The 20,151-nt window shown below is 71.5% G+C and carries 19 protein-coding genes and 2 pseudogenes; 7 read left to right on the forward strand and 14 right to left on the reverse strand.

Annotated elements, in window-relative coordinates; genetic code table 11:
- Positions 1-22: 22 nt before the first annotated feature.
- Entirely contained in the window at positions 23-727 is a 705-nt protein-coding gene (locus BLW76_RS05720) for a FadR/GntR family transcriptional regulator (RefSeq protein WP_091304812.1), read from the forward strand.
- Here the strand turns inward: BLW76_RS05720 and BLW76_RS05725 are convergent.
- Genes BLW76_RS05725 through BLW76_RS05735 form a run of 3 tightly spaced genes read right to left on the reverse strand, consistent with a single transcriptional unit; the run spans position 709 to position 2,576 of the window.
- Positions 709-1,323 carry a TetR/AcrR family transcriptional regulator gene (locus tag BLW76_RS05725; RefSeq protein WP_091304813.1) on the reverse strand — a complete coding sequence of 205 codons (615 nt, stop codon included), beginning with the start codon at positions 1,321-1,323 and terminating at the stop codon, positions 709-711. The genes BLW76_RS05720 and BLW76_RS05725 overlap by 19 nt on opposite strands.
- A 34-nt stretch (positions 1,324-1,357) precedes the next feature.
- Complete coding sequence (locus BLW76_RS05730; RefSeq protein WP_091304814.1) at positions 1,358-2,074, reverse strand: hypothetical protein; 717 nt, start codon at positions 2,072-2,074, stop codon at positions 1,358-1,360.
- The gene (locus BLW76_RS05735) at positions 2,067-2,576 is read right to left on the reverse strand and encodes a SigE family RNA polymerase sigma factor (RefSeq protein WP_091304815.1); all 510 of its coding nucleotides are present in this window, start codon (positions 2,574-2,576) and stop codon (positions 2,067-2,069) included. Before BLW76_RS05735 ends, BLW76_RS05730 begins: the two co-directional genes overlap by 8 nt.
- A 136-nt stretch (positions 2,577-2,712) precedes the next feature.
- Between BLW76_RS05735 and BLW76_RS05740 the strand changes: the two genes are divergently transcribed.
- From BLW76_RS05740 to BLW76_RS05750, 3 genes are all read left to right on the forward strand, one after another.
- Positions 2,713-3,735, forward strand: coding sequence for a threonine aldolase family protein (locus BLW76_RS05740; protein ID WP_091304816.1), 1,023 nt, complete (start codon positions 2,713-2,715; stop codon positions 3,733-3,735).
- A gap of 20 nt (positions 3,736-3,755) precedes the next feature.
- The gene (locus tag BLW76_RS05745) at positions 3,756-4,334 is read left to right on the forward strand and encodes an HAD family hydrolase (RefSeq protein ID WP_091304817.1); all 579 of its coding nucleotides are present in this window, start codon (positions 3,756-3,758) and stop codon (positions 4,332-4,334) included.
- 87 nt (positions 4,335-4,421) lie between these two features.
- Positions 4,422-5,237 carry an SAM-dependent methyltransferase gene (locus tag BLW76_RS05750; RefSeq protein ID WP_091304818.1) on the forward strand — a complete coding sequence of 272 codons (816 nt, stop codon included), beginning with the start codon at positions 4,422-4,424 and terminating at the stop codon, positions 5,235-5,237.
- A gap of 3 nt (positions 5,238-5,240) precedes the next feature.
- Here the strand turns inward: BLW76_RS05750 and BLW76_RS05755 are convergent, their stop codons facing one another.
- The 10 genes and pseudogenes from BLW76_RS05755 to purD all read right to left on the reverse strand — a co-directional run bounded on the left by BLW76_RS05755 (position 5,241) and on the right by purD (position 14,130).
- Positions 5,241-5,429, reverse strand: a complete 189-nt coding sequence (locus BLW76_RS05755; protein ID WP_091304819.1) for a hypothetical protein — start codon at positions 5,427-5,429, stop codon at positions 5,241-5,243.
- Between the two features lie 97 nt (positions 5,430-5,526).
- Entirely contained in the window at positions 5,527-6,708 is a 1,182-nt protein-coding gene (locus tag BLW76_RS05760; RefSeq protein WP_091304820.1) for a pyridoxal phosphate-dependent aminotransferase, read from the reverse strand.
- Between the two features lie 9 nt (positions 6,709-6,717).
- Positions 6,718-6,933: pseudogene (locus BLW76_RS05765) on the reverse strand (transglycosylase SLT domain-containing protein); the annotation flags it as partial.
- Positions 6,934-8,028: 1,095 nt separating this feature from the next.
- Positions 8,029-8,949, reverse strand: a pseudogene (locus tag BLW76_RS50760) (WXG100 family type VII secretion target); the annotation flags it as partial.
- Positions 8,950-8,968: 19 nt separating this feature from the next.
- Entirely contained in the window at positions 8,969-9,280 is a 312-nt protein-coding gene (locus BLW76_RS05775; protein WP_091304821.1) for a hypothetical protein, read from the reverse strand.
- 133 nt (positions 9,281-9,413) lie between these two features.
- Positions 9,414-10,172, reverse strand: a complete 759-nt coding sequence (locus tag BLW76_RS05780; protein ID WP_091304822.1) for an ESX secretion-associated protein EspG — start codon at positions 10,170-10,172, stop codon at positions 9,414-9,416.
- A 2-nt stretch (positions 10,173-10,174) separates the two neighbouring features.
- Complete coding sequence (locus BLW76_RS05785) at positions 10,175-11,758, reverse strand: PPE domain-containing protein (protein ID WP_091304823.1); 1,584 nt, start codon at positions 11,756-11,758, stop codon at positions 10,175-10,177.
- A 9-nt stretch (positions 11,759-11,767) separates the two neighbouring features.
- Positions 11,768-12,334 (reverse strand): DUF3558 domain-containing protein, encoded by a 567-nt coding sequence (locus tag BLW76_RS05790; protein WP_091305772.1) that lies wholly within the window; start codon positions 12,332-12,334, stop codon positions 11,768-11,770.
- A gap of 16 nt (positions 12,335-12,350) precedes the next feature.
- Complete coding sequence (locus tag BLW76_RS05795; RefSeq protein ID WP_208613224.1) at positions 12,351-12,731, reverse strand: hypothetical protein; 381 nt, start codon at positions 12,729-12,731, stop codon at positions 12,351-12,353.
- A gap of 124 nt (positions 12,732-12,855) precedes the next feature.
- Positions 12,856-14,130, reverse strand: coding sequence for a phosphoribosylamine--glycine ligase (gene purD / locus BLW76_RS05800; protein WP_091304824.1), 1,275 nt, complete (start codon positions 14,128-14,130; stop codon positions 12,856-12,858).
- 955 nt (positions 14,131-15,085) lie between these two features.
- On the opposite strand from purD, the gene BLW76_RS05805 reads away from it, so the two are divergent.
- The 3 genes from BLW76_RS05805 to BLW76_RS05815 all read left to right on the forward strand — a co-directional run bounded on the left by BLW76_RS05805 (position 15,086) and on the right by BLW76_RS05815 (position 18,804).
- Positions 15,086-16,222 (forward strand): glycerophosphodiester phosphodiesterase, encoded by a 1,137-nt coding sequence (locus tag BLW76_RS05805; RefSeq protein ID WP_091304825.1) that lies wholly within the window; start codon positions 15,086-15,088, stop codon positions 16,220-16,222.
- 52 nt (positions 16,223-16,274) lie between these two features.
- Positions 16,275-17,195, forward strand: coding sequence for a serine hydrolase domain-containing protein (locus BLW76_RS05810; protein WP_091304826.1), 921 nt, complete (start codon positions 16,275-16,277; stop codon positions 17,193-17,195).
- 70 nt (positions 17,196-17,265) lie between these two features.
- The gene (locus BLW76_RS05815) at positions 17,266-18,804 is read left to right on the forward strand and encodes an amino acid permease (protein ID WP_091304827.1); all 1,539 of its coding nucleotides are present in this window, start codon (positions 17,266-17,268) and stop codon (positions 18,802-18,804) included.
- A gap of 61 nt (positions 18,805-18,865) precedes the next feature.
- Here BLW76_RS05815 and BLW76_RS05820 read toward each other — a convergent pair whose 3' ends face one another.
- Positions 18,866-20,101, reverse strand: coding sequence for an MFS transporter (locus BLW76_RS05820; RefSeq protein ID WP_091304828.1), 1,236 nt, complete (start codon positions 20,099-20,101; stop codon positions 18,866-18,868).
- Positions 20,102-20,151 lie beyond the last annotated feature (50 nt).

Raw genomic sequence — 20,151 nt, forward strand, 5'->3', positions numbered from 1 at the left:
CACCTGCTGGGAGGGCCCTCCATTGACCGAACACCGGCCACGCGGGCTGCACGGCCAGACCGTGGAGGCCCTGGCCAGCCGGATCCTCTCCGAAGAGTGGGGTGAGGGCACCGTCCTGGACCTGCCCGCGCTGCGCGAAGAGCTCGACATCAGCCTGACCGCGCTGCGCGAGGCGCTGAAGGTGCTGGCGGCCAAGGGCATGATCGACGCCCGGCAGAAGCGCGGCACCTTCGTCCAGCCGCGCGAGAAGTGGAACATGCTCGACGCCGACGTCATGCGCTGGCAGACCGCCGCCGCCGACGATCCCGGGCTGCTCGACGAGCTGACCGAGGTCCGGACGGTCGTGGAGCCCGCCGCGGCCCGGATCGCCGCCGGGCGGGCGACCGAAGAAGACATCGAGGCCCTGCGGGACGCGCTCGCCGACATGGCCGCGGCGGGCGACGACCCGGACGCAAGCGTCCAGGCCGACCTCGCCTTCCACCGGCGGCTGATGGCCGCCACGCACAACAACTTCCTGATGCGGATGGAGCGGATCATCGCGATCGGGCTGGCCGAGCGCGACAAGGTGGTGCACGGGGCGCCGACCGCGGAAGACCCGGTGCCGAGCCACCGGAAGGTGTTCGACGCGATCGTCGCGGGTGACGCGGCCGCGGCCGAACAGGCGATGCTGACGCTGGTCACCAAGGCCCGCGAAGACCTGGAGAAAGCTCAGCGCACCCGGTCCTGATCCGTCGGCTCCAGCGCCGCCTGCAGCATCCGGGCCGCCGCCGCGCGGGGCTCCGGGTCGACCTCGACCAGCGCGTTGACGACCGCGCCGTCGACCAGCGCGACCAGCCGCGCCAGCTCGGTGGCGGTGACCGGCGTGCCCGAGCGGGCGAAGATCTCCGTCAGCAGCTCGTTGAGCTGGGCCGACAGCGTCCGCATCAGCGGCCGCAGGTACGGGCGGCGGCCGGTGACGACCAGCCGCTCGTAGCGCAGGAGGACGGCTTCGGCGTCGGCCGCCGGGTCGCCGCTCTCCGGGCCGAGCAGCATGTCCAGCACCAGCTCGACGGTGGCCTGCACGCCGCGGTTGCGGGTCGCGAGCTCCTCCAGCCGGCGGCGGCCGGTCGCCAGCTCGGCCTTCGCGTGGTGCTCGACGGCCGCGGTGACCAGGTCTTCCAGCGAGTCGAAGTAGTACGTCGTCGACGCCAGCGGCAGCCCGGCCCGCTCGGCGACCGCCCGGTGCCGCACGGCGTCGAACCCGCCCTCGACGAGCAGTTTCGCGGCGGCCTCGACGAGCGCGGCGCGCCGTCGCTCCCCCTTCGGGGTGGTCGCAGCGGTCATGGCCGGTCATTCTGCCAACTCGGCCGCCCCGGGCTCAGAAGCGGGGCGCGAGATCGTGCGCGAACTGCTCCACCTGCCCCGCGTACGGCGCCGTCGCTCCGGCGGCCGGCACGCTGACCAGCACCAACACCCCACCGGACGCGGTGCCGAGCTGGGCCGTGACCGTGCCGGCGGGCTGGGACTTGAAGACCACCGGAATGCCCTTCGGGTACACCGCCGCGGCGACTTCGCCGCCCGGCACCGGGAACCCGGCGGACCGCGCCGCCGTCGAACAGGCGCCGCCCGGGACGGCCTGCGCGGCGGAGACGTGGCCGGGGAGCTCGCCAGCGAGGGCGATGGCGAGCTCCCCGTCCACCTGTTCGCACCCGGAGGCGCCTTCGGCCAGTTGGCCGGTCTTCCCGTCCCCGGCACCCCCCTGCTGAGGTGGCTGGGCCGGGAAGTTCGGTGACTCCCCACCGACTTCAGGACGCATCGACCCGTCCCCGGGTTGCGCGACCCCCGGGCCGGAATGCACGGGCACACCGCTGTCCGTCGCCGCGGTCACCGACTTCGGAATGCCCCCGGAAAGCACTCCGTACGCCCCGAACCCGACGACGACCAGCGCGGCGGCGCTCACCCCCGCGGTGATCCGGTTCCGGCGGCGCACGGTCTGGCGCCGGGATTCGCGGACGACGTCGTCCGCGGTGAACGTCGGCGACGGCGCGTCCGGGGGCGCGGCGGAGAACAACGAGCGCAGCTCCTGCTCATCCATTGGTCTCCACCTCCCGTTCGAGGACCTGCCTCAGGTTCGCCAGCCCGCGGGCGGTCTGGCTCTTCACGTTGCCTTCGCTGCAGCCCAGCGCCTTCGCCGCGCCGGTCACGTCGAGTCCTTCGAAGAACCGCATCACCAGCACCGCCCGCTGCTTGGGCGGTACCTCCTTCAACGCCGCGAGCAGGTCTTCCCTGGTCGCGACGAGGTCGTCGAGGCCGGGCGTGTCGTCGGGCGGCTCGGGCAGCGTCTCGGTCTGCCACTCGCGCCGCCACGGCCGCCGTGACTCGTCGATCGACGCCCGGACGAGCGTCTTGCGGACGTACGCGTCGGTCGCCGCGCGATCCCTGATCTTCTTCCACCTCCGGTGCAGTGCCACGAACGCCGTCTGCGCGAGGTCGTCCGCCCGGTGCCAGTCGCCGCAGAGCATGTACGCGGTCCGGCGCACGGCGTCCCGCCTGGCGGCGAAGTACTCCGCGAACTCCTGCTCGTCGCGCTGGTCCACGCGCAGTCGTGCTCCGCTCTGTTGTCGGTCGCCCGGGAGGACGGAATCAGGGGCGTCCACGGTTGCACGGACCGAGTGGGTTCGACCACTCAAGGGCTGATTGATCCTCACGACGTGGGTGTGATGTGATCGGTCCGTGACCTTCAACCCGCCCGTACTGGACTTCCGCTCCGACACTGTCACCCGGCCGGATGACACGATGCGGGCGGCGATGGCCACCGCGGAGGTCGGGGACAACGTCCTCGAGCGCGACCCCACGGTCGCGGCGCTGGAGGAGCGGGCGGCCCACGTCCTGGGCATGCCGGCGGCGCTCTGGGTGCCGAGCGGGACCATGGCCAACCTGATCGCGCTGAGCCTGCACCTGCAGCGCGGCGACCGGTTCCTCGCCACCCGCGGCGCGCACGTGCTGGTCAACGAGCTGGGCTCGGCGGCGTGGCTGGCCGGCGGGATGCCGGACATCCTCGAGCACGACGGCGGCCCGGGCCGCCCATCGCCCGACGCCCTCGCAGCCGCGATCGGACAACCCGGGCCATACTTCACATTACGGACATCGCTCCTCTGCCTGGAGAACACCCACAACGCCGCCGGCGGCGCGGTGACGCCGCCCGACGAGCACGCCCAGCTGCTGTCCGTCGCCAAGGAGGCGGGCCTGACCGTGCACCTCGACGGCGCCCGGCTCTGGCAGGCCGCGGTCGCGCTCGAGGTGCCGCCGGCCGCGCTGACCGTCGGCGTCGACACCGTGTCGGCGTGCTTCAGCAAGGGTCTCGGCGCGCCGGTCGGCTCGGTCGTCGCGGGCAGCACGGCGTTCGTCGAGCGGGCCCGCCGGATGCGCCAGATGCTCGGCGGCGGCGTCCGGCAGGGAGGTGTCCTGGCCGCGGCCTGCCTGATCGCCCTGGACCGCATCCCCGAGCTGGCCGAGTCGCACGAGAACGCCCAGCGGCTCGCCGAAGGCCTGCGCGAGCACGGCTGGCCCGCCAACCACCCCGACACCAACATCGTGCTCGCCGAGGTACCCGACATCCCGACCGCGCTGGCCTGGCTCGACTCGCTCGGCATCCGCGCGGTGCCGATGGCGGGCAAGGTCCGGTTCGTCACCCACCGGGACCTGAGCGCGGCCGACGTCGAAGAAGCCCTGCGCCGGATCAAGACCGGCGCCTGACGAAGTTCCGGGGGTACAGCATGAACTGGATCGTGTTCGACTACGGCGACGTGCTCAGCAAGCCGAGCGCCGCCCTGCCCGACCTGGCGGCGGCGATGCGCGCGCCGCTGCCGGAGTTCCTGGCGGCGTACTGGGAGTACCGGCTCGCGTACGACGCCGGCAGCACGCCGCTCGAGTACTGGCAGGCGGTCGGCAACGCCGTGGGCGCGCCCGTCGACGAGACGTTGTCGGACGAGCTGACCCGCATCGACGTCGAGGGCTGGGGACACCTGGAGCCGTCGTCGAAGGCGCTGCTCGAAGCGCTCTCCGAGGCCGGCGCGAACCTGGCCCTGCTCTCGAACGCGCCGGTCGCGTTCGGCGAGTGGGTCCGCGCGCAGGACTTCGCGCGGCACTTCCGCGTGACGCTGTTCTCCGGCGACGTCCGGTGCGTCAAGCCGGACGCGAAGATCTTCCGCCTCCTGCTCGACGAGCTCGGCGCGGAGCCTGCCGACTGCCTGTTCTTCGACGACCGGGAGTCCAATGTGGACGGCGCACGGGCGGTCGGGCTCCGCGCCCACGTCTGGAACGGCGCCGACGCGGCCCGCGCCTGGCTGGACTGAGGAGCTCACGCGCACCGCACGGCCGCCTACCCGCCGTGATCCCGATGTCCTAGGCTGAGCGTCCCCACACTCCCCGGATAGGTGCGCATGGCGACGAGCGAACGACCGTCGGCCCACGTCGACTTCGAACGGCCGAGCTTCGCTCGCGTCTCCGACGCGCTGCTGGGCGGGCAGAACCACTACGAGCCCGACCGCGCCGTGCTGCGGCAGCTGACGGCCATCGCCCCGGAAGCCCCGGCCATGGCGCGGGAAGTGCGGCAGTGGCTGGTCCGCGCCGTCCGCTACCTGACCGAGCGGCTCGACGTCGACCAGTTCCTCGACCTCGGTTCCGGCTTCCCGACGGCGGAGAACATCCACCAGGTGGCGCAGAAGTACAACCCGGAAGCGCACGTCGTGTACGTCGACGACGACCCGGTGGTGAGCGCGCACGGCCGGGCCCTGCTCGTCGACAACGAGTTCACGCACATCTGCGGCACCGACCCGCTGAACCCCGGCGAGACGCTCGCCGGGGTCGAGCGGTACATCGACTTCGACCGGCCCGCCGGGCTCGTGCTGTGCGGCGTCGTCGACCACATCGCCGACCTCCAGCAGGCGCAGCAGGTGGTCAAGTCCTACGTCGGCGCGCTGGCGCCGGGTTCGTACCTGCTCCTGCTGCACCAGCACAACCCGGACGACGGTTCCGACGCGGCCGCCGTCGCGACGTCGCTGCAGGACCGGTTCGGCCGCACCGGGCTCGACACGCTCTACCGCACCCGTGCCGAGATCACGTCGTTCTTCGACGGCCTCGACCTGCTCGAACCCGGGTTGACCGCGCCGCACCTGTGGTGGCCGGACGGGCCGCGCCTGGCGCCGCTGACGCCGGTCAACTGGACAGCGCTGGGCGGCGTGGCGCGGATCCCCTGATGCTCAGTAGCGGTTGATGCGCTTGTAGTCCTTCTTGCCGCTGATCGCCTTGTAGCCGGCCGCGCCGAGGAAGGCGATGCCGCCGATGATGGCGATCCACAGGACGGCCTTGAACACGAAGCCGATCACGGCGCCCAGCACCATGAACGCCACCCAGGCGACGATCAGGCCGCCGACGATCTTCCAGAACATGGCTCCTCCGATGCTTCCCCGTGGCCCCGCCGGCCCGATGACTCCACACTGCCACCTGCCGCGGTGAAACTCCCCTCGGAACGGCAACGTTCGGGGTTTATTCAGGGTTCCCCCTGGCCAGCCAGGCACCGAGCCGTCGGACGCCTTCGTCGATGTCCTCGGCGCTGCCGGCGAAGGAGAACCGGACGTACTTCCCGCCGTCGACCGGGTCGAAGTCGACGCCGGGCGTGATGGCGAGCCCGGTGTCGGCGAGCAGCCGCTGGCACCAGCTCAGGCTGTCTTCGGTGTAGGCGCTGACGTCGGCGTACGCGTAGAAGGCGCCGTCGGCGGGGGCGAGCCGGTCGAGGCCGATGCGGCGCAGGCCGGCGAAGAGCCGGTCGCGGTTGGCGCGGTACCGCGCGACGTGCGCGTCGGCTTCCGCGTAGGCCTCCGGCGTGAAGGCGGCGAGGGCCGCGTACTGCGAAACCGCGGGCGGGCAGATGGTGAAGTTGCCGGTCAGGACGTCGACGGCGCGGTGCAGGCGCTGCGGCACGAGCATCCAGCCGAGCCGCCAGCCTGTCATCGCGAAGTACTTCGAGAAGCTGCCGAGCACGATCGGCTCCCGGCCGTACTGCCACGCGCAGTCGAGCTCGGCGCCGTAGGAGATCCCGTGGTAGATCTCGTCGCTGATCAGCTGGACGCCGTGCGACGCGCACCAGCCGGTGATGGCGGCGAGTTCGCCGGGCGGCAGCACGGTGCCGGTGGGGTTGCTCGGGCTGGCGACGATCAGGCCGTCGATCGGGCCGAGTTCGTCGAGCAGCTTCGTCGTCGGCTGGAAGTTCGTCTCGGCGGTGGTGGCGAACTCGACGACCTCGCAGCCGAGCACCGAGAGCAGGTTGCGGTAGGCGGGATAGCCGGGCCGCGCCATCGCGACCTTGGCGCCGGGGTCGAAGGCGCTGAGGAAGGCGAGCAGGAAACCCCCGGACGACCCGGTGGTCAGGACGACGTCATGCGCCTGGACGTCGACGTCGTACCGCGTCCGGTAGTGCCCGGCGACGGCTTCGCGCAGCTCGGGGATGCCGAGCTGCTCGGTGTAGCCGAGGGTGCTTTTCTGCAGCGCCTCCTGGGCGGCCGCGAGCACGGCCTTCGGCGCGGGCGCGGACGGCTGCCCGGCGGCGAGGGACACGAGATCGCCGTGACTGCGCTGCCGGGCGCCGGCCGCGGAGAGGACGTCCATGACGTGGAAGGGCGGCACGCCGGCCCGCAGCGCGGGCCCGGCGAAAGCTCCGAGGTCGGCCATGGGGCCAGGCTAGTAGCCGCGGTAGGCACCACCGTGGGCCATGGCCTTGATGCCGGGCACGTTGTCCAGGCTGCCGTACCGGTCGAAGGAGTACCGGACACCGGCGATGATGTTGTCGACCGGGTTGTAGATGTTGTCGTGCCCGGGCAGCTTGTGGGCGTTGAACGTGGAGTCGATGCACTGCATGAGCCCCTTGGACGGGTGCCCCGCGGCGGCGTTCGAATTACCGGTCAGGAAGATGTGGTCGCCTTCCTGAGCTGTCCACGTGCCCAGTTCCGTGGTCACGCACCACACGTCGCCCCGCCCGGCCGGTTCCTTCCGCAGGAACGCGCCCGTGATGATCGGATTGTTGAGGTGCACGGAGAACTCGGGGCGCCAGGTCTCCGGCTGGTTCTTCCGCGCCACGGGCAGCACCCGAGGCCGGGCTCCGGACAGGTAGCCGGCCAGCGCGATCGCGTCGAGGACTGTGCCGGGCCCCTGGTAGATGACGACCTGAGGTCGCGAGTAACCGGGCCGCACGTATCGGGTGCCCTCGGCGTCGGTGATCGCTTCGAGCCACGCATCGCGCTGTTCGGTGGACATCGCCAGCACCTGGGCGGCCGCGTCGGACCGGGGATGTCCGGCGCGCGCGAGCAGGTCTTGGGCGTAGTCGTGGTCCAGCCGAAACTGGTGCCGGGGCCCGCACCCACTGCGGTCATCGACGTACACCACGTGCGGTACACCGTCGAGGAGCTTGCGGAGCTTTTCCACCATCTCGGGCTTCGACTGCGCGATGGACATGGTCGGGCGGTGCCGTCGGGTCTCGATGTACCCGTCACCGGCGATCCACCCGAGGATGGCCGCTTCGGAGACGCTGATGTCCAGGGAAGATTCGGTCGCGGCCGGTGCCGACAGGAGGATCCGATCGCGTGACCGGACGTCCTCGGTGGTGACGAAGCCGGGCTCGGTCTCGTAGCGGTTCTCCTGCTTCGGCGAGACGAAGCCGTGCTTCTTGCGCCGGTGCACCGCGACGCCGTTCGCCGGCTGCTGCGCCGCCCGCGGCTCCCAACCACACTCCGGGCAAACGACTGGCAGATCGGCGCGCCCGACATTGACCCGCGGCAGGTTGAGCCAACGGTGGTTCGGCGTCGTGGTCGCCTGCCAGCGCGTGTTGCACATCCGGACCAGCTCGGCGTCTTCGTGGTGGACAACCCGGGTGACCCGGGTCCACTCGCTCCGCCCGGTGGCCGGGTTGAAGCCGATCGTCTCGTCGCCGACCTCGACCGCGTCGTGCTTCAGGAGCCCTCGCCTGGTCACGATCAGCGTGTCCAGCGGCACGCAGTCCCAGTTGTTGATGGCGTTGGGATTTCCGCCGGACTCGTGCTGGATGATCGCCCAGATCTTCGGGATGTCCGCGTCCGTCACCGGAATTCCCGCGGCCTGGAGGGCCTTCATGGCCTCCTGGATCCACTGCTGGACGTTTCCCGGGGGCGGGGAAGAAGGCGGGCCGCCGCTCGGCCCGAGGCCGCCGCCACCCCCTCCGCCGCCACCCCCACCGCCGCCTCCGCCGCCGTGGGAGGAGCCGTTGCTGTGGATGCCGCCCGTGCTCTTGGGGGCCGACGCCGAGCTGTTCGGGAGCGGGACCTGGTCGTAGCCGCCCTCGATCTGCTGGGACATCAGCTTCTGCGACGCCTTGATCGCCGTGTCGGCCTGGGTCTGCAGGCCCGTCACGTCGCCGTCGAAGCCGGCGGTGATGGTGTGGATGTCCGTCTTCGCGGTGGCCAGGATCTGGTCGGCGCTGGGACTGGGCCCCGGCTTGCCTTCTTCGTGCGCCTTTTTCGCCGCGGCCAAGGCGTTGTTGATGTCCGTTTCGGCCTTGGCGTTGCGCTCGTTGACCGCCTTTTCCGCGGCCAGCTGCTTGTCCCCGACGTTCTTCTTGATCTGGTCGAGGGACTTCGCGAGGTCGTCGAGGTCCTTGGCGACGTCCTCGAGGTGGGTCTGCACCTTGGTCCCGGCGTCGCGCACCTGGCGGACGTACCGGAAGAATTCGTCCGCCGCGGGACCGGCCCACACCTTCGCGTCCAGCGCGTCGGTGGAGCTCTTCAAAGAGGCATTGTGGTCACCGGCGTTCTTGCCCGCCTCGCGGAACTGCGCGGCCGCCGCGGTGATTTTGGCCAAATCGACCTTTTCGACCTGGTCGACCTTCTTCATGAAGGCTTCCCAGTTGTCCGGCGTTCCGGCGCCGCCCCCGTTCAAACCCACTCTGGTGCCCCCTGCTGGCTCACTTGTCGACGTGCAGCTTGAGATCGCCGGCCGCGACCTGGTCGGTTTCGGCGATCAGCCCGGCGGCCTTGCGCATGGCGAACCCCAGCGCCTCCATGTGCTTGCCGGCGGCGTCGAACTGGTTGTGCACGCCGTCCTTGAACTTGCCGACGGCGCCGTGCGCGTCGCCGGTGGAGTCCATCCCGCCGAAGGGGCTTTCCTTCTCGTGGTCCAGGCCGGTGACCTTCTGCTTGGACTTTTCGAACTCGTCCTTGAGCTTCTCCACCTGGCCGGCGGCGATGGCCATCGACTCGACGTCGTAGACAGGCACGGTTCGTCATCCCCTTCGGAAAACTTGTGTCCGCCCGATCAGACGTCGTCATGACCAGGACGGTTCCGCGCTTACTTTATGACTTCCCGAGGGGCGCGCGTGCGGTTCCCGGCCAACTTCCACCCGGCGGGGATCAGGCTTCCGCCACCAGTTCGCGGATCCGCGTGGCCAGCAGGGCGTTGTCCGCCGGGGTGACGGTGGCCCACTCGCGGCCGTCGCGGTCGCGGCCGACCTGGAACAGGTAGCGGCCCGCGTCGGTGTCGAAGAACGCCACCACCCGGCCCGCCCGGTGGACCACGCCGTCGCGGGACGTGCGTTCCGCGCCGAACTGGCCGCGGGCGTCCTGGCCCAGCAGCATGCCCGACAGCTCCTGGGCCTGGAACAGCGGCACTCCGCGGTCCTCCAAAGCCGTGACCAGCGCTTTCGCGTCGCCTTTCGCCGCCGCGTCGGCGGACTTCACGACGTCGTAGGGCAGGCTGACCGTCTGGCCGACGCCCGGGCCCAGGTCGCCCGCCACCGAGACGGCCGCCTCCGCGAGGCCGTCCTCGGTGGCCGGGATCAGCCAGACCTCGCCGTTGTCCACCACCGCCAGCACCGCCTGGCCGCGCAGGCTGACCGCGCGGCCGCGGATCTCGCGTTCCGCCCACACCCACACGTCGATCGCGGACTGCGGGCGCGCCAGCAGGTGCAGCAGGTCGGCCAGTTCACCGGACACCCGGCGGTTGCGGGCGAGGCGCCGCTCGCTCAGCGACGCCCACGCCGACTCCACCAGCGCGAGCCGCTCGGTGCGGGTGGTTCCTTCGCTCGGCACGTCCAGCGCGACGTGCCGGCGGGGCAGTTCGAAGGACTCCCAGAGCACGTCGAACTCGAGGGCCGACAGGACGAGCGACACGGTCAGCGACCGTCCCGGCCGTGGTCGCCCAGCACGTCGGGGGAAACCATCCGCTGGTCGGCGAACAGGTCCTGGTCGTCGACGCCGTAGCGGCGGACGTGCTCGGCGTCCTCCTCCTGCGGGGCCGCCTCGGACAGGAACTTCGCCTCGCCGGGCCGCTGCTTCGGGCTGATCTGCTCGGACTTCCGCAGCGCGACGGCTTCCTCCTCGGGCAGCTGACCGACCGGCAGCGGCCGCACCGGGCCCTTCGGCTGGCTCTTCTCGCGCCGCTGGCGTTCCTTGTCGCCGCTCAGCGCGCCGCCGGCCACGCCCGCGCCGATCGCCGCCGCGCCCGCGCCGATGTCGCCGGGGGTCGCGCCGGGCTTCACCGGGAAGGCGCGTTCGCCCGTGTACTGCCCGGGCTGGAGCGGGGCCTGCGGCATCGCGCCGACCGTGCGGCCCTTGCCCAGCAACCCGTCGGCGCCGCGGCCGGCCGAGCTGTCGATGCCGGTCGAACCGCCGGGCGCGCCGCCACCACCGCTGCCGCCGAGCGACTTGATCGGCGCCGTCGCGGGAGCCGAGCCGGGCGGCAGGCCGCCGGGCGCACCCGGCGGGACGAACGGATCGCCGTGGCCTCCGCCCGCCGGGCCGGGGGTGAAGCGACCTGCCGGTTCGCCGGACGTGCCACGGCCCGGGTTCTGGACCCAGCCGGGTCCGGGGGTGTGCGCCGGCGGTTTCGCGCCCGCAGGCGTCGTCGAGCTCGGTGTCGTGTGCTGGGCGGCGGGTGCGGCGCCCACCGACCCGGTCTGCCGCGACGGCTGCTGCGGCGCGGGCCGGGACGGCTGCGCGGCCGCGACGCCGTAGGCCGGGGTCGGCGGGTCGGCGTGGACGGTGTGCGAGACCGGCTGCACCACCGGCGGTTCGACGCGGACCGACCGGACCTTGTCCGAGGCCGGCTTCACGCCGCCGTCCGGGGTCACCTCGACCGCGGCGCCGGCGACGTCCAGCACCCCCGGTGTGATGCCGGGAGCGGCCAGCTTCAGCGACTCGGGGTCGGACAGGGCCTGCGTCGAGAGCAGGTTCGTGCCGCTCTGCTGCGCGTACTCGTTCAGCGCCTGCTGCGCCTGCGCCTTGGCGTCGTTCGCGGCCTCGACCTGCCGGGCGTGGTCGGTCTCGAAGCCGATCAGGCTCATCAGCAGGCCGTCGGTGAGGGTGAGGCCGCCCGCGCCCTTCCGGACCGTCTCGGCGTCCGGCAGCTTGTACTTGGTGCGGTTGAAGGCCTCACCCTGCTCGAACACCATTTCCGCGGCGTGCGCGACCTTCGTGGTGGCGTCCTGGGAGAAGCCGGCCTGCTCGGTGAACACCTGGCTCGCGGCGCCACCGGCCTGGCTCTGCCACTCGACACCGAGCTCGAGCAGCTGCGCGCGCAGCGTCTCGTCGGTGCGGGCGAGCGCGGTCGCGACGGCCTTCAGCGCCTCGACGGCGGTGCCGATGCTGCCGGTGCCGTCGCCGTTGACCATCCGGGTGATCTGGTCGGCGATCGCGGTGTTGGTCCAGCCGTCGAACCGGTGGTTCTGGATCCCGGCCGCGAGCTCGGAGAATTCCACGCGCCCTCCCTAGTTGCGTGCTTTCAGGGACTGCAACGCCAGGTCGGCGGCGTGGGCCGACATGTCGCACAGCTGCGGCTGGGTGAGCTTGCCGCGGGTGATGGCGAAGGTCTGGACGGCGAGCGTCTGTCCCTTCGCGACGCCGACGAGCGTCTCGCAGTCGGCCGGGTCGCCGGCCGCGCGGTAGTTCGTCAGCGCCGGGTAGCCACCGATGGTCTTCGGCTCGGTGGTCATGCTGCTCTTCTTGCGGTTGCCGGTGATCCACTGCTCGAGGTCCGCCGGCACCGCCCGGACGTGGTAGGCGTGCACCGGCTCGGCGCCGTCGGCGTCGAACACGCAGGTCGGGCCGTCCTGCTCCGGCGCCTGCCGCGGCACGCTGGTGATCTTCAGCTCGTCGAGCTGCACCTGGGCGAAGATCTCGCACAGGGTGACGCCCTGCAGCGACAGGTCGGCCGGCCGCTGCGGCAGCTGGGCCGCCTTGGCGCTCTGCGACGCGGCCGTGGCGGCCGTCTCGATCGGGTACGGCGTGCCTTCGGTGCCCGCGGAGCAGCCGGCGAGCGCCGCCGTCGCGAGCACGCCCCCGGCGATCCGGTTACGCACCGTGCTTGCCGCGGTCACCGAACACCGCCGCCTTCTCCTCTTCGCTGACCTTGTAGTCCTTCGCGGCTTCGCGCAGCTGCTCGACCAGGCGCTTGAGGCCGGCGACGTACTCGCGGACCTGGCCGGCGTAGGAGCGGTCGCCGTCGGCGATGAGGGTGTTCCAGGCCTGGACCGACTGGGTGCTGATCACGTCCGCGGACGGCGAGTCGATCCGCAGCTGGCCGAGCTTGGTCAGCAGCTGGTCTTCGAGGGCGTTGGCCTGCTCTTCGACGATCCGGGCGACGTCGAGGAGCTTGTCCGGGTGGACCAGGACGTCCGCGGCCGCGGGCGCCACCGGGACGGCCGAACTGAGGTCGTACGAGGGTCCTGACATGCGCTCCCCTGACGTCATACGGACAGTGACCGGCCGGTTCCCGTCGAGGCTACCAACGTGGGTGTGGCGGCAGCCTGAGTTTGGACGAAGAGTGCGGCCGGCCGGTTCCCCCGATCCGTGGAAATCAGGCGCGCTGTTTCGCCGCCGGGGCGCCGACCTCGCCGTTCGCCGCCTTCAGCGCGATGTCCGTGCGGTGGTGCGAGCCCGCGAGGTGGACCTTTTCGACGGTCTCGTAGGCGTGCTTGCGCGCCGACTTGAGCGACTTGCCGGTGCCGACGACCGACAGCACGCGGCCGCCGGCGGAGACGACGGCGCCGTCGTCGCGGCGGCGGGTGCCGGCGTGCAGGACGCCTTCCAGCTCGGCCCCGGTGATGACGTCGCCGGTGCGCGGCTTGCCCGGGTAGCCGTCGGCGGCGATGACGACGGTGACGGCGGCGCCGCCCGACCACTCCAGCGGCGGGTGCTCGGCGAGCTTGCCGGTGGCGGTGGCGTGCATCAGCCCGGCGATCGGGGTGCGCAGCAGCGCGAGCACGACCTGCGTCTCCGGGTCGCCGAAGCGGCAGTTGAACTCGATGACCTGCGGACCTTCGGAGGTCAGCGCGAGGCCGGCGTAGAGCAGGCCGGAGAAGGGGGCACCGCGGTTCACCAGCTCGTCGGCGACCGGCTGGACGACCGTCCTGACCAGCTCGTCGACCAGGTTTTCGGGCGCCCACGGCAGCGGCGCGTAGGCACCCATGCCGCCGGTGTTCGGGCCGGCGTCGCCGTCGCCGACGCGCTTGAAGTCCTGCGCCGGCAGCAGCGGGACGACGGTGTTGCCATCGACGAAGCAGAACAGCGAGGCCTCCGGGCCGTCCAAAAAGGACTCCAGGAGGACGGGGTGCCCGCCGTCGAGCAGCATGATGGCGTGCTTGCGCGCGACGTCGATGTCCGCCGTGACGACGACGCCCTTGCCGGCGGCCAGCCCGTCGTCCTTGACCACCCAGGTCGGGCCGAAGCGTGCGAGCGCGGCATCGAGCCGAGCCGGGTTGTCGACGACCTCGCACCGAGCGGTGGGCACGTTCGCGGCGGCCATGACGTCCTTGGCGAAGGCCTTGGACCCTTCGATCCGAGCGGCGGCGGCCGAGGGACCGAAGCAGGCGATGCCGGCCTTGCGGACAGCATCGGCAACACCGGCGACGAGCGGCACTTCGGGACCGACCACGACGAGGTCGGCATGCCAGCTCTTCGCGAGCGCCGCAACGGCCTCGGGATCGGAAGCTTCGACACCAAGCTGCTCAGCGACGGCGGCGGTCCCGGCATTGCCGGGCGCGCAGGCCAGGGCCGTGACAGCGGGGTCGCCGGACGCCGCGAGGACGAGTGCATGCTCCCGGGCGCCGGAGCCGATTACCAGTACGCGCACGCCGCACAGCGTATCCGGCCGGGTTCGCGGGGGACATCGCGCCGTCGGTGGGGTGTGGTGGGCGGCGGGTGCGCGGGGTGGGTGGGCAGAGGTGTGGTGGGGCGGCGGTGGTGGTGGGGCGGTGGTGGTGGGGCTGCGGTGGTGGGGCTGCGGCTGGGGCGGGCGGTCGCGGGGGTGCGGCTGGATGGGCGGGGCGGTGCCGAGGCCGCGGTGGGCGGGCGGCGCCGCGGCCGCGGCCGGGGCGGGCTGCGGCTGGAGCGGGCGGTGGCGGGGTGCGGTTGGGCGGGCGGCGCCGAGGCCGCGGCTGGGCGGGCGGGTGCCAGTGCTGCGGCGGGCGGGCGGTGCCGGGGCGGGCTGCGGCTGGAGCGGGCGGTGGCGGGGTGCGGTTGGGCGGGCGGTGCCGTGGCCGCGGCTGGGTGGGCGGGTGCCAAAGCTGCGGCGGGCGGGCGGCTTGCCGCTCGCTGCTCGCTCGCCGCCTGGCTCGCGGCTTGGCGAGCCTGTCCACAAGTTGCCGCCGGTGTGGATAACTCGGGTTGTAGGGCCGGCGATCGGGAAAATTTGTCGGGGGTCGCCGATACGCTGAAAGCGGGGGCTTCCCCCTGGGAGGGCGGGCGCTGCGGCGGTTCCTCGGGAGGCCTTCGGCTGCCGCGGGGCGGTTCCGCAGCGGCGATTGCTCCGGGAGGCTCCAGCCGCCGCGGCGCGACTCTGCGGCGGCCGTTCCCGCCCTGCCCTGCCCTGCCCTGCCCTGCCCCGCCCTGCCACGCCGCCGGCCCAACCCCGGGCGCGCCGGGCGCAGCCCTGCCTCTGTCACCGTGCCCAGGGCCACATCTGCGCGAACAGGAGTCCACTCGTCGTTTACCGCTTCGACCGGCCGATGACGTACTTCGGACGCTTGCGGCGTCGAGGGTGGCGCGGGTACATCCAGGGCACACCCTGTGTGAAAAGAGGTCACCAGATGAAGCGCAAACGTGTCGGCGTCCTGGCACTGGCCGGGCTGGCGTTGCTGAGCGTCACCGGGTTCGCCGTCGGGTCGGCGAATGCCGCCGAAAGTGAGACCGCTGGTGCGGCCGCGCACGGGCGGGGCCACCATGACCCCGTGATCATCGGACACCGTGGGGCGCCCGGGTACCGGCCGGAGCACACCCTTGCTTCCTACGAGCTCGCCTACCGGATGGGTGTCGACTGGGTCGATGTCGACCTCGTGCCCACCAAGGACGGGCAGCTCGTCGCCCGGCACGAACCCGAGATCGGGGGCACCACCGATGTCGCCCAGCATCCTGAGTTCCGGGATCGGAAGAAGACCGTTGTCCTCGATGGGGTTACCACTACCGGGTGGTTCACGCAGGACTTCACGCTCGCCGAGCTGAAGACGCTGCGTGCCGTCGAACGGATTCCGCAGAACCGGCCGCACAACACGCTGTACAACGGGCGGTACCAGATTGCCTCCTACCAGGAGGTTCTCGACCTGACCAAGCGGCTCGGCAAGGAACTGCACCGGACGCTCGGCACCTACCCCGAGGTCAAGCACTCGACCTTCTTCCAGTCCATCGGCAACCCGACCGAGCCGAAGCTGGTCGCGATCCTCAAGCGCAACGGGCTCGACCGGCCGGACGCGCCCGCGATCATCCAGTCGTTCGAGGTGTCGAACCTGATCGCGCTGCACCAGCAGGTCCGGACGCCGCTGCTGCAGCTGACGTCGGCGACCGGCGCCCCCGCCGACTTCGTCGCGAAGGGCGACCCGCGGACCTACAAGGACCTCGTGACGCCGCAGGGCCTGCGTGACGTCGCGAAGTACGCGAAGTACCTCGGCCCGGAGAAGGGGCAGATCATCCCCCTGGACGCCGCCGGGAACCTGACGCGGCCGACCGCGCTCGTCGCCGACGCGCACCGGGCCGGCCTGAAGGTGCAGCCGTACACCTTCCGGAACGAGAACCCGTTCCTGCCCGCGAACCTGCGCTCGTCGGCCGAGCCGGATGCCTACGGTGACGTCTTCACCGAGGAGAAGGCGTTCCTCGAGGCCGGCGTCGACGGCTTCTTCGCCGACCAGCCGGACACCGCGCTGGAGTCGCTGCACGCGTTCCTCGGGCGGTAACTCTGCCCTTAAGTGATTGGCCGCGAAGGGGGCTTCCGGGGACGCTGTGTCCATGGAAGCCCCCTTCTCCGGCGTGGTGCTGGTCAACCGCGGCGACGAGACGCTGCTCGCCGAGGCGTCCGGGTACGCGCACGTCGCCCACGGCGTCGAAAACACCGTCGACACCCGGTTCGCGATCGCCAGCGGCACCAAGGGGTTCACCGCACTCGTCGTCGTCGGCCTAATCGCCGAGGGACGGCTGAAGCCGGCGACCACCGCGCGCGAAGTCCTCGGCGACGACCTGCCGCTGATCGACGACGGCGTGACCGTCGAGCACCTGCTGACACATACCTCCGGCATCGGCGACTACTACGACGAAGACGCTGACCCGGCGCCGGCCCCGCTGCTCGCCACGTCGGCGGACTACCTCGCCGCCCTCGACGGGTTCCCGCAGCGCACCCCGCCGGGCCGGGAGTTCCGGTACAACAACGGCGCCTTCGTCGTCCTCGCGTTGATCGCCGAACGGATCGCGGGCATACCTTTTGCCGAGCTCGTGCGGACCCGGGTGACCGAGCCGGCCGGGATGACGGACACCGCGTTCCTCCGCTCGGACGCGCTGCCTGCCCGGACGGCGACCGGCTACCTCGAAGACGGCCGCAGCAACGTGTTCAGCCTGCCGGTCGTGGGCCACGGCGACGGCGGGATCTACAGCTCGGCACCGGACTTCCGGAAGTTCTGGCCCGCGCTGCTCGACGGCCGCCTGGTGCCGGACGAATGGGTGACGCGGATGCTGCGCCCGCACGCCGACGGCTACGGCCTCGGCTTCTGGCTGCCCCGGCCCGGGGTGGTCCGGCTGGAGGGCGGCGATCCCGGCGTCACGTTCCGGAGCACGCACGAGCCGGCGTCCGGGCTCACCGCGACCCTCATCTCGAACGACCACCGAGGTGGCGGGCCCCTGCTGCGGCGGCTGGACGAGTTCTTGACGAAGGCTTGACACCCTCCGGGACCGGAGCTACCTTCGGCGAATTCAATGGTCTGGCCGCATACCTTTCAAGAGGTGCCCGATGGACGTTTCCGACCAGCAGACCACCCCCGCCGACGACGACGCCGCCCGGCTGCACCAGCTGGGCTACGCGCAAGAGCTGAAACGGACGATGTCGGCGTTCTCGAACTTCGCCGTCTCGTTCACGATCATCTCGATCCTCTCCGGCTGCCTCACGCTCTACGGCTTCGGCATGAAGACCGGCGGGCCCGCCGCGATGATCTGGGGCTGGCCGCTGGTCGGGCTGTTCGTCATCCTGGTCGGGCTCGGCATGGCCGAGGTCTGCTCCAGCTACCCGACCGCCGGCGGGCTGTACTACTGGGCCGCGAAGCTCGCGCCCGGCAAGTCCGGCCCCGCGTGGTCGTGGTTCACCGGCTGGTTCAACCTCATCGGCCAGATCGCGGTCACCGCCGGCATCGACTTCGGGGCGGCGCTGTTCCTCAACGCGTTCCTCGACCTGCAGTTCGGCTTCGAGGCGACGCCGGGGCACACGATCCTGCTGCTCGCGATCATCCTCGTGGTGCACGGCCTGCTGAACACCTTCGGCGTCCGGATCGTGGCGATCCTCAACAACGTCAGCGTCTGGTGGCACCTCATCGGCGTGCTGGTGATCGTCGGCGTGCTGATCTTCGTGCCCGCCAAGCACCAGGACGCGTCGTTCGTCTTCGGCAGCTTCGTCAACCAGACGGGCTGGGGCTCGGCGTTCTACGTCTTCGCGCTGGGTCTCCTGGTGGCCCAGTACACGCTGACCGGCTACGACGCGTCCGCGCACATGACCGAGGAGACGAAGAGCGCGGCGACGGCCGGGCCGCGCGGCATCGTCATGTCGATCGTCGTCTCGCTCGTGGCCGGCTGGATCCTGCTGATCGGCCTGACGTTCGCGATCCAGGACTACGACGGCGCCGTCGGCTCGGCCACCGGGGTGCCGCCCGCGCAGATCTTCATCGACGCCACCGGCGCCGTCACCGGCAAGTTCCTCCTCCTGATCTGCATCGGCGCGCAGCTGTTCTGCGGAATGGCCTCGGTGACGGCGAACTCGCGGATGATCTACGCCTTCGCCCGCGACGGCGCCATCCCGGGCTCGGGCTTCTGGCACAAGATCAACAAGCGCACGCAGACGCCGACCAACGCCGTGTGGCTCGCCGCGGGCGGCGCGCTGGTGCTGGCCCTGCCGTACCTGTGGAGCGCGACGGCCTACGCGGCGGTGACTTCGATCGCCGTGGTCGGGCTGTACGTGGCCTACGTGATCCCGGTGTTCCTGCGCGTGCGCCGCGGCGACTCGTTCGAGCCGGGGCCGTGGACGCTCGGCAAGTGGGGCAGGCCGATCGGCATCGTCGCGACGGTGTGGGTCGCGCTGATCTTCGTGCTCTTCATGCTGCCGCAGGTGGCACCCGTGACCGTGGATTCCTTCAACTACACGCCGATCGCCTTCCTCGTGGTGCTGGGCGGGGCCGCCCTGTGGTGGGCGGTTTCGGCCCGGAAGTGGTTCAAGGGGCCGAAGGTGCAGGGGTCGGAGGCGGAACTGGCCGCGGTGGAACAGGAACTGAAGGACCTGGGCTGAGTTGTCGTGAGTGGTAAGGCGGTTCTAACCCGCTTACCACTCACGACCCACCGCGGCAGGCTCAGGAAGCCGCGTGGCTTTCCGGGGCTGGAGTGGGGTCTGGCGCCGGGGAGCGGCGGCCTGGGCGGACCACCGTCACGGCCACCGCGCCCAGGGCGCCCACGGCCGCGAACGCGTAGAAGCCCCACGGGTAGGCGATTCCCGCCGTCAGCAACGCGCCGCCGAGGAGGGGACCGGAGATGGCGCCGAGCCGGCCGATGCCCGCCGACCAGCCGAGGCCCGTCGCGCGGATCGCGTCCGGGTAGATGCGGCCGATGTACGCGTACACCAGCACCTGGGCGCTGAACACGAAACAGCCCGTGAGGAACACCGCCGCGTACAGCCCCACCGCCGGCAGCTTCACGCTCAGCAGCGCGAGGAACACCGCGCCCGCGCAGAACCAGACGATCGCCGACGGCCGGATGCCCACCCGGTCGGCGACCCGGCCCGCGACCAGCAGGCCCACGATGCCGCCGACGTTCAGGGTCAGCAGCAGGCTCAGCGCCGCGCCCAGTGGGTAGCCGGCCTGGCGCATGATCTCCGGCAGCCACGTGTTCAGCCCGTAGACCAGCAGCAGGCCCATGAACGACGTGACCCAGAACGCGATCGTCGCGCGCAGCAGGCCGCCGCGGAACAGCCCGGCCACGGCGTGCCCGGCCGAGCGCTCGGTCTCACGGACCCGCTCGAACGTCTCGGACTCCGGCAGGTACTTCACCATCAGCGGGACCAGGACCACGGCGGGCAGCGCGCCCGCGACGAACATCGCGCGCCAGCCGAGTGGCGAGATCAGCACAATGCCCAGCAGCGCCGTCAGCACCGCGCCGACGTGGTAGCCGGTCATCACCGTGGTGGTCGCACTGCCGGACCTGCCGTGGCGCGCGTACTCCGTGACGAGCGTGATCGCCGTCGGCAGGCAGCCGCCGAGGCCGAGCCCGGCCACGAACCGCAGCAGGCCGAAGACGAACGTCGACGGCGCGAAGGCGCACAGCAGCGTGCACAACGAGAACAGCGTGACGGAGATGATCAGCGACTTCCGGCGGCCGATGACGTCGGTGACCGTGCCGATCGCCAGCCCGCCCAGCATCATACCGGCGAGCCCCACCGTCGACACGACCGAGGCCGTGGCGGGCGTCAGGCCCCAGACGTGGCCGCGGAGGAGCACGGGCAGCACCGTGCCGAGCACGACCAGGTCGAACCCGTCGAGCAGGACGGCTGTCCAGGCCAGGGGCACGACCCAGCCGCGAGTACCAGGGGACATGGAAACCTCCGGAGGTGGTCGTCTTCCGCACAGGTGTGCGTATTGCGAAC

Source organism: Amycolatopsis tolypomycina (genome assembly GCF_900105945.1).
GTDB classification, from domain to species: domain Bacteria; phylum Actinomycetota; class Actinomycetes; order Mycobacteriales; family Pseudonocardiaceae; genus Amycolatopsis; species Amycolatopsis tolypomycina.

Coding starts and splice junctions, on each gene's coding strand:
- BLW76_RS05725 (WP_091304813.1), bottom strand. CDS start 1,323: ATGACCGCTGCGACCACCCCGAAGGGGGAGCGACGGCGCGCCGCGCTC.
- BLW76_RS05730 (WP_091304814.1), bottom strand. CDS start 2,074: ATGGATGAGCAGGAGCTGCGCTCGTTGTTCTCCGCCGCGCCCCCGGAC.
- BLW76_RS05745 (WP_091304817.1), top strand. CDS start 3,756: ATGAACTGGATCGTGTTCGACTACGGCGACGTGCTCAGCAAGCCGAGC.
- BLW76_RS05750 (WP_091304818.1), top strand. CDS start 4,422: ATGGCGACGAGCGAACGACCGTCGGCCCACGTCGACTTCGAACGGCCG.
- BLW76_RS05755 (WP_091304819.1), bottom strand. CDS start 5,429: ATGTTCTGGAAGATCGTCGGCGGCCTGATCGTCGCCTGGGTGGCGTTC.
- BLW76_RS05760 (WP_091304820.1), bottom strand. CDS start 6,708: ATGGCCGACCTCGGAGCTTTCGCCGGGCCCGCGCTGCGGGCCGGCGTG.
- BLW76_RS05795 (WP_208613224.1), bottom strand. CDS start 12,731: ATGTCAGGACCCTCGTACGACCTCAGTTCGGCCGTCCCGGTGGCGCCC.
- BLW76_RS05805 (WP_091304825.1), top strand. CDS start 15,086: ATGAAGCGCAAACGTGTCGGCGTCCTGGCACTGGCCGGGCTGGCGTTG.
- BLW76_RS05810 (WP_091304826.1), top strand. CDS start 16,275: ATGGAAGCCCCCTTCTCCGGCGTGGTGCTGGTCAACCGCGGCGACGAG.
- BLW76_RS05815 (WP_091304827.1), top strand. CDS start 17,266: ATGGACGTTTCCGACCAGCAGACCACCCCCGCCGACGACGACGCCGCC.
- BLW76_RS05820 (WP_091304828.1), bottom strand. CDS start 20,101: ATGTCCCCTGGTACTCGCGGCTGGGTCGTGCCCCTGGCCTGGACAGCC.